7 protein-coding genes are annotated in these 8,314 nt (G+C 68.9%); 6 read left to right on the top strand and 1 reads right to left on the bottom strand.

Annotated features, from left to right (window positions below; all coding sequences use genetic code 11):
• The first annotated feature begins 21 nt into the window (after nucleotides 1-21).
• The 6 genes from VD997_02115 (at nucleotide 22) to VD997_02090 (ending at nucleotide 7,805) form a co-directional block, all read left to right on the top strand.
• Entirely contained in the window at nucleotides 22-774 is a 753-nt protein-coding gene (locus VD997_02115; GenBank protein ID HYE60765.1) for a SapC family protein, read from the top strand.
• A 130-nt stretch (nucleotides 775-904) separates the two neighbouring features.
• Nucleotides 905-1,501: a hypothetical protein gene (locus VD997_02110; GenBank protein HYE60764.1), complete on the top strand. Its 597-nt coding sequence runs from the start codon at nucleotides 905-907 to the stop codon at nucleotides 1,499-1,501.
• Nucleotides 1,498-4,365 carry a cytochrome c biogenesis protein CcsA gene (gene ccsA / locus VD997_02105; protein HYE60763.1) on the top strand — a complete coding sequence of 956 codons (2,868 nt, stop codon included), beginning with the start codon at nucleotides 1,498-1,500 and terminating at the stop codon, nucleotides 4,363-4,365. Before VD997_02110 ends, ccsA begins: the two co-directional genes overlap by 4 nt.
• Before the next feature lie 76 nt (nucleotides 4,366-4,441).
• Complete coding sequence (nrfH, locus tag VD997_02100) at nucleotides 4,442-5,008, top strand: cytochrome c nitrite reductase small subunit (protein HYE60762.1); 567 nt, start codon at nucleotides 4,442-4,444, stop codon at nucleotides 5,006-5,008.
• Nucleotides 5,009-5,017: 9 nt separating this feature from the next.
• Entirely contained in the window at nucleotides 5,018-6,730 is a 1,713-nt protein-coding gene (locus tag VD997_02095; protein ID HYE60761.1) for an ammonia-forming cytochrome c nitrite reductase subunit c552, read from the top strand.
• A 73-nt stretch (nucleotides 6,731-6,803) separates the two neighbouring features.
• On the top strand, nucleotides 6,804-7,805 hold the full coding sequence (locus VD997_02090) for an ROK family protein (GenBank protein HYE60760.1): 1,002 nt from the start codon (nucleotides 6,804-6,806) through the stop codon (nucleotides 7,803-7,805).
• Nucleotides 7,806-7,815: 10 nt separating this feature from the next.
• Here the strand turns inward: VD997_02090 and VD997_02085 are convergent, their stop codons facing one another.
• On the bottom strand, nucleotides 7,816-8,310 hold the full coding sequence (locus tag VD997_02085; GenBank protein ID HYE60759.1) for an Rrf2 family transcriptional regulator: 495 nt from the start codon (nucleotides 8,308-8,310) through the stop codon (nucleotides 7,816-7,818).
• Nucleotides 8,311-8,314: the final 4 nt, after the last annotated feature.

The raw sequence follows: 8,314 nt of genomic DNA, 5'->3' as shown, positions 1-8,314 counted from the left end.
CTGTCTGACTGGAGCCAACGAATGTCGAAGCAGCTGCTGATCTACAAGTCCGCCGTCCCCATCTCCTCGGCGCGCCACAAGGAATACGCCGTGGAGCCCTCCGGCGGCTACGGCTTCAGCGCCGGCATCAACGCCGTGCCGCTCACGGCGGTGGAGTTCCTCCCCGCCGCCTCCGAGTACGCCATCGTCTTCACTATCGCCGGCGATGAGGTCACCCCCGCGGTGGTCCTTGGCATCAAGTCCGACGAGAACCTCTACCTCAACGCCGACTCGACTTGGAAGGCCCGCTACGTCCCCGCCTTCGTCCGCCGCTACCCCTTCGTCTTCGCCGCGAGCCAGGACAACAAGACCCTCACCCTCTGCATCGACGAGTCCTACCCCGGCCTCAACCAGGACGGCAAGGGCCAGCGCTTCTTCAACGAAGACGGCAAGCCCACGGCCTACCTCGAGGGCGTGCTCAAGTTCCTCCAGGAGTACCAGGCCCAGTACGAGCGCACCCGCGCCTTCTGCAAGCGCATCAAGGACCTCAACATCCTCGAGCCCATGCAGGCCCAGGTCACCACCCCCGCCGGCGCCAAGATGACCCTCAGCGGCTTCCACGCCATCAGCCGCAACAAGCTCCGCAACCTCCCCGCCGACGCCCTGACCACGATGGCCAAGAATGACGAGCTCGAGCTCCTCTACCTCCACCTCTACTCCATGCGCAACTTCGAGACCGTCAAGGACCGCATCATCGCCGCTGCCGGCGACAAGCCCGCCCCCGCGACCGTCTGATCAAGCAAGACTCCGACATCCAAAGCCCAGGGATTAAGATCCCTGGGCTTTTTCCTTCCTCCACCTGCACAAAGGGCCCGCGTCCTCCGACGCGGGCCTTTTCTCATTCCACCCTGCCTACCAATCCCCCATGAACCGCGCCTTCCTCATCTGCACGACCTCCGCCGCCCTCCTCCTCACCGCCTGCGAAAAGCCCGCCGTCAACACCTACACCGTCCCCAAGCAGTCGTCCGCCCCCGCGCAGCCGACGACACCCGCCCCGCGCCCGCACGTCGCACCGGCACCCCCCGCGCCCGCCGCCGCCGGCACCACCTCCTGGCCGACCCCGCAGGGCTGGACACTCGACCCCATGCCACGCCAGATGCGCCTGGCCACCTTCCGCGCCGGCCCCGACAACCCCCTTGAGGTTGCCCTCTCCGAGTTCCCCGGTGACACCGGCGGCCTCCTTGCCAACGTCAACCGCTGGCGCGGCCAGGTCGGCCTGGAGCCCACCACCCTCGAGGCCTTCCAGGCCGAGTCGCCTGCCACTCAGCACGACGATGTCACTGTCCACCTCCTCCGTCTCCGGGGCCCGAGCCAGCACATGCTCGGCGCCATCCTCCACCACCCCAAGCTCAACCGCACCCGCTTCCTCAAGGCCACCGGCGCTCCCGCCGCCGCCGACCAGCACGAGCCCGCCTTCAAGTCATTCGCCCACGCGATCGCGGAGCAGTGGGGGAAGGAGTGACCCTCGCCCGCCGCGCACTCGCGGCGTTCGCGTCCCTCCGCCTCACCGTCGCCCTGCTCGCGATGGCGATGGTCCTCATCTTCGCCGGCACACTGGCCCAGACCAACCAGGGCATCTGGCACGTGGTGGACACCTACTTCCGCAGCGCCCTTGCCTGGATCCCCCTCAGCCTCTTCGTCCCGCGCGCGTTCAGCAACCTTAATCTTTCGTTCCCAATCCCCGGCGGCCTGTTCATCGCCGGCGCAATGCTCGTCAATCTGCTCGCCGCCCACGCCCTCCGCTTCAAGCTCACCGCCCGCCGCAGCGGCGTCATCCTGCTCCACGCCGGTCTCATCGTCCTGCTCCTGGGGGAGTTCGTCACCGCGTTCACCGCCCGCGAGGGCGTCATGCGCATCGACGAGGGCGCCTCCAGCAGCTACATCGAGGACGTCCGCTCCGTCGAACTCGCCATCATCGACCCCAGCGACCCGACACAGGACCGCGTCACCGTCATCCCCCAGCACCTCCTCGAGCGCCACGCCGCACGCCGCGACTCCATCACTCACCCCGACCTCCCCTTCTCCATCACCGTCGTCTCCTGGCTCCCAAACTCCGGCCTCGTTGCGAACGACACGCCCGACCCATCCCACCGCGGCCTCGCTCAGCGCCTCCGCCCCATCGCCCGCCCCCCCGCCCGCGGCGTTGACGGCGCTGAAAGCGACCTCCCCTCCGCCTACGTCCAGCTCTGGCATGCCAACCAGGACCTCGGCGTCTATCTCGTTTCCGCCAACCTTCTGAACCCCCAGCCCATCACCGCCGGTGGCCGCACCTACCACGTCGCTCTCCGCTTCACCCGCACCTACAAGCCCTACACGCTCCACCTGCTCGACTTCAGCCACGACAAGTTCACCGGCACGGAGATCGCCCGCAACTTCTCCAGCCACGTCCGCCTAGTCGACCCCTCCCGCGCCGTGGAGCGCGAGGCCCTCATTTCCATGAACCAGCCCCTCCGCTACGAGGGCGAGACCTTCTACCAGGCGTCCTTCAAACCCGACAACACCGGCACCGTCCTGCAGGTCGTTCGCAACCCCGGCTGGCTGCTGCCATACCTCTCGTGCGTGATGGTGGGCGCAGGCCTCATCGTGCACTTCACGATCGGTCTCGCCACCTTCATGAACCGCCGGCGGGCGCCAGCCCCGAACGCAGGAACCACCGAGCAACGCCGCTTCCCCGCTCTGCCCATCGCCGCGGCACTCATCGGCGCTGCGCTCGCCCTCTCCCCCGCGGCCCGCCCGCAACCCGCGCACGACCTTGACATCTCCGCGGTCGCCGCCGTGCCCGTGTCTTCGGGCGGCCGCACCAAACCCTTCGACACCCACGCCCGCGCGGCCGTGCTCGCGGCCAGCGGCCGCCAGACCCTCCGCGACAGCGACCGCGAGTACGCCGCCACGGCCTATGTCTTGGACCTGATCGCCCGCCCCGAGCGCGTGAAGGACGTCCCGGTGGTCAAGGTCGATCATCCCGACCTCCTCACTCTGCTGGGCGCCGACCCCACCAAGCCCGCGCGACTTTCCCTCGTGCAGATCGAGCCGCACTGGCCCACCATCGGCGAGCAGGCTGACAAGGCCATGGCCCTCCCGCCCAAGCAGCGCGACCCTTACCACCGCGCCCTTGTCAAACTCTTCGGCAGTGTTGCCGAGCTCCTCACCATCGCCCGCATGGGCTCTCCCTACTGGGTCCCGCCGGCCGCGCCGGGCGGCGAGTGGCGTCCCTTCCACGTTGGCTTCCAGGACGCCCGCCTGAACCGCCCCGAGGGCGCCGGTGCCGCCACCATCGCCCGCGTCATGGCCGCGTACCACGACTCGAATCAGTCGACGCTGGACACCGTCCTCGCCGAGCACGCGAGCATCGTCGATGCCGGGGCGCCCGGGGCGTCCACGAAGGCTCGCCTGGAGCTCTGGTTCAACCGCGCCCAACCCTTCCTCGGCGCTTCTGTCGTGTACGTCCTCGCCTTTCTTGTCCTGTGCGCCGCTCTGCTCCTGCGCAACCGCAACGGCCCCACGGGCGAGCGTTGCCGCACCATCAGCGTCGGCCTCATCGCCGGTGCGCTCCTCATCCACACCGCCGCGCTCATCACCCGCATGTACCTTCAGGGCCGCCCGCCAGTCACCAACCTCTACTCCTCGGCCGTCTTCGTCGGCTGGGCGGCCGTGGGCCTGGGCCTTCTGCTCGAGCGCTGGTTCCCCATCGCCCTCTCCGCCCTTGCTGCCAGCTCCATCGGATTCTGCACCCTCATCGTCGCCCACAACCTGGGCCAGGACGGCGACACCATGGGCGTCATGCAGGCCGTGCTCGACACCAACTTCTGGCTCGCCACCCACGTCGTCACCATCACCCTCGGCTACTCCGCCTCTCTCTTCGCGGGCCTGCTCGGCGCGACTTACCTCCTCATCCGCGCCACCTCGCGCACCTTCACCGAGCAGCGTGCCCGCCCCCTCGCCTCAATGACCTACGCCGTCGTCTGCTTCGCCACCCTCCTCAGCTTCATCGGCACCGTCCTCGGCGGCATCTGGGCCGACCAGTCCTGGGGCCGCTTCTGGGGCTGGGACCCCAAGGAAAACGGCGCGGCCCTCGTCGTCCTCATCAACGCCGTCATCCTCCACGCCCGCTGGGGCGGCCTGGTCCGCGCACCCGGCATCGCCGCTCTCGCCGTGCTGGGCAACATCGTTGTCGCATGGAGCTGGTTCGGCACCAACATGCTCGGCGTCGGCCTGCACTCCTACGGCTTCATGGACTCCGCGGCCTTCTGGCTCCTCGCTTTCGTCCTTCTCAACGTCGGCCTTGCCTCGCTTGCCCTGGCTCGCCCGCGCAACCCCGCGCTCTGAAAGGCCCTTCACGCCACCCCGACTGGCGAACCCTCTGGCGCCTCGGTACATTCGAGCACTCGAAGGGGTGCCCCCATTGGCCGAGCCCGTTGCCCCCAGCCCAGCTCCCGACTCCCCGCGCAAACACGGCCTCGGCACCGCCATCGCGCGCATCGGTCTGCTCCCCCTCGCCATCGCCCTCGTCTTCGGCATTCTCGGCGGCGTTGGCGCCTTCACCTTCGGTTACGGCAAGGGCTGGGCCTACCTCACCAACGACCCCGCTGCGTGCGCCAACTGCCACGTGATGCAGGAGCACTACGACACCTGGCAGGGCTCCAGCCACAAGCACGTCGCCACCTGCAACGACTGCCACCTGCCCCACAACCTGCCCGGCAAGATGTACGTCAAGAGCGACAACGGCTTCTGGCACTCCCTTGCCTTCACCACCGGCGATTACCACGATCCCATCCAGATCAAGAAGCGCAACCGCAAGGTCACGCAGGGCGCATGCCTCAGCTGCCACGACGACATCGTCCACCAGATGGTCGCGGTCGGGGCCGACGACGTTGACGAGGAAGCCCCCTCCTGTATCCACTGCCACAGCGACGTGGGCCACGCCCACAAGGCCCGCTCCGGGCGGGGCAACGACCGCTTCACCGAGTAGAGGTTCAACATGGCCGAAGAAGTCAGCCGCAAAAAACGCCTGGTCATCATGGGCCTGGTCCTCGCCGTGGCGGCGATCACCACCCTCGCCGTGACCTTCACCCTGGTCACCATGTTCGAGCACAAGCAGGAGTCGCGCCGCCCCTTCGTGCGCGTCGTTGACGTCAACGAGGTCTCCACCGACCCCGCCCCCTGGGGCGCCAACTGGCCGCGCCAGTTCGACACCTACCGCCGCACCGTCGACGACTCCGAGACCCAGTTCGGCGGCTCCTCCGCCATGCCCATGAGCAAGCTCGAGTCCCACCCCTGGCTCAAGCGCCTCTACGCCGGCTACGCCTTCAGCATCGACTACCGCGAAGCCCGCGGCCACGCCTACATGCTCTACGACCAGGAGGTCACCGAGCGCGTCGTCAAGAAGCCCCAGGTCGGCGCCTGCCTCCACTGCCACGCCTCCGCAACCACCACGTGGCGCCGCATCGGCCTGGAGTCCATGGGCCAGACCGCCGACGCGAACGCCCTCGCAGCCGGCTTCAACTGGCCCGCCGTCATGGAAGGGTTCAAAAAGCTCAGCCTGATGGAGTACTCCGCGGCCCACGCCGAGCTCTTCAAGACCCCCGACGGCAGCGGCCCCGGCGCCGGCAGCAGCAGTGGGGGAGCGCCCACGTTCCCCGGCGGGCAGCCCGTCACCACCCCCGCCACCAAGTCCGGCCCTGTGCCCGCCCCCGACGCCCACCACATCGGCGACGCTCACCCCGTCAGCTGCATCGACTGCCACGACCCCCAGTCCATGCACCTGCGCGTCACGCGCCCGGGCTTCGTGATCGGCATTGCCAACCTCGCGAAGAGCGACGACCCCGTGCCCCACCTGCCCAGTGTCGAGCGCTGGCGCAAGGGCAGCAAGTCGAAGGACTACGACCCCAACACCGACGCCACCCGCCAGGAGATGCGCTCCTTCGTCTGCGGGCAGTGCCACGTCGAGTACTACTGCGGCCCCAAGGAGGTCCTCCTCTTCCCCTGGCACAACGGCCTCAAGGCCGGCCAGATCGAGGCCTTCTACGACCAGCACAAGTTCCCCGACGGCACCCCCTTCTACGACTACGCCCACGGCGAGACCGGCGCACACGTTCTCAAGGCCCAGCACCCCGAGTTCGAGCTCTGGTCCCAGGGCGTTCACGCCCGCAGCGGCGTCGCCTGCGCCGACTGCCACATGCCCTACGAGCGCACCGGAGCCATGAAGGTCAGCAGTCACTGGGTTCGCAGCCCCCTGCTCAACATCAACAACGCCTGCCAGACCTGCCACAACGTGCCCGAGGCGGAGCTGCGCGACAAGGTCGCGGCCATCCAGAACCGCACCAACCACCTCATGGAAGTCGCCGCCAAGGCCATGACCGAGATGCTCGACGCCATCCGCGAGGCCAAGGCAGCGGGCGCCAGCGACCAGGCACTCGCGCCCATCTACGACCTCCAGAAGCGGGCGATGTGGCGGCTGGACTTCATCCAGAGCGAGAACAGCGCCGGCTTCCACGCCGACCAGGAAGCCTCCACCATCCTCGGCGAATCCATCGAGTTCTCCCGCCAGGCCCAGGCCGCGGCCTTGAAACTCCGCGCCCCCGCGCCGCCGCCCGTCAACATCCCCGTGCAGCCCGTGCAGGGCGTGAGCGACCCAAAGAACCAGCAGCCCGCGGCCCAGCCAACCAAGCAGCCCTCCGCCCCCGGCGGTTGAGACTCATCGCCAAGCCTCCGATCGCACGAGCCGCTGAATCCGCCCTCATCCCTGCGCGGCACACTGTGCCCGCATGGCCAGGAAAACCGCACGCGCCCGCTCCACCCTCGCCGGCGGCATCGACATCGGCGGCACCGGCATCAAGGTCGCCATTGTTGACCGCAAGGGAAACGTCCGCGGCCGCGCGTCGGTCAAGACCGACGCCCACGAAGGCCAGGAGTCCGTCCTGGTCCGCGCCCTCGGCGCACTCAGCGAAGCCTGCGCCGAAGCTGGGACCGGCACCAACCGCCTCGCGTGCGTCGGCGTCGGCGCGCCCGGCGCGGTCGACGCCGAGCACGGCGTCGTGCTCGAGGCCGTGAACCTCGGCTGGCGCGACGTGCAGCTCCGCTCGATCCTCCGTAAGCGCCTCGGCGTCCCCGTCGCGGTCGACAACGACGTCACCCTCGCGGTGCTTGGCGAGAACCTCTACGGCGCCGGCGAGAACGCCCGCGACCTTCTCGGCGTCTGGCTCGGCACCGGCCTGGGCGGCGGCCTCATCCTCAATGGCGAGGTTTACCACGGCCACTTCCGCACCGCCGGCGAGATCGGACGCGGCGTCGTCCTCCCCTGGGCCCCGCCCGGAGCGGGCTCGCTCGAGCAGGTCTGCTCCCGCACCGGCGTGGCCGAGACCCTCGAGCGCCTCATCCGCAGCGGGCGAGAGAGCCTGATCACCAAGCTCATCGGCGGCGACGCTACCAAGCTCAAGAAGGGAGAGACCGAGGAGATCGACTCGAAGGTCCTCGCCAAGGCCTGGCGCGCCAAAGACCCGCTCGCGGTCGAGGTCATCGAGCACGCAGCGCAGGTGCTCGGCACCGCCATCGGCGGCACCGTCACACTGCTCTCGGTCGGGCGCGTCGTTGTCGGCGGCGGCTTCACCGAAGCGCTCGGTGGCGGCTTCCTCTCGCTGGTGCGTCAGGCGGCACGCAAGACCATCTTCCCCGACCGCTGCCAGGGTGTGAAGATCGTTCAGAGCGCCCTGGGCGACGACGCCGGCTGCGTCGGCGCCGCCCACTTCGCCTTCCAGCGCGCGGTCTGAAAGAGCCGCCTCACCGCTTCCCAGCCGGCCCGCGCTTCGGCCGATCGTCGACCGTCCGTCCCCTGTGCGTCACGGTCGCGGCCACGCCCATGCACCGCGCCCCCGCCACCGGCGGCTCGCTCAGGAGTTCCGACAGCAGCGTCTCCCGAAACCTCTGCTCGATCTGGTCCAGCGCATCATCGATCCGACGGTGCAGCGGGCACAGGTTCAGGTGCGCCGGGTTCCCGATCGGGCACTTCCTGATCCGCTGGATCGGGTCCACCGCGTTCACCACATCCAGCATCGAAACCTCGCCCGCCCCGCGCGCAAGCGCAAACCCGCCATTGGGCCCCCGCTGCGACGTGATCAGTTCCGCCACCACCAGGTCCCGCAGGATCTTCGACAGATACCCCTGCGGCACCTTCGTGCACGTTGCGAGCACCTCGCTGTTCACGGTCGTGCCCGGCTGCAGCGCTGCCAGGTGCACCATGGCGCGGAGGGCATACTCGGTGGTCTGCGAAATCATGGAG

The organism is Phycisphaerales bacterium (assembly GCA_035627955.1).
GTDB lineage: Bacteria > Planctomycetota > Phycisphaerae > Phycisphaerales > UBA1924 > JAEYTB01.
Note: the sequence above shows the minus strand (reverse complement) of the source record. Positions and strands in the feature narration are given on the sequence as shown.

Bases quoted from the DNA above. Each gene is read 5' to 3' on its own strand.
- VD997_02095 (HYE60761.1), top strand. From the start codon at position 5,018: ATGGCCGAAGAAGTCAGCCGCAAAAAACGCCTGGTCATCATGGGCCTG.
- VD997_02090 (HYE60760.1), top strand. From the start codon at position 6,804: ATGGCCAGGAAAACCGCACGCGCCCGCTCCACCCTCGCCGGCGGCATC.
- VD997_02110 (HYE60764.1), top strand. From the start codon at position 905: ATGAACCGCGCCTTCCTCATCTGCACGACCTCCGCCGCCCTCCTCCTC.
- VD997_02085 (HYE60759.1), bottom strand. From the start codon at position 8,310: ATGATTTCGCAGACCACCGAGTATGCCCTCCGCGCCATGGTGCACCTG.
- VD997_02115 (HYE60765.1), top strand. From the start codon at position 22: ATGTCGAAGCAGCTGCTGATCTACAAGTCCGCCGTCCCCATCTCCTCG.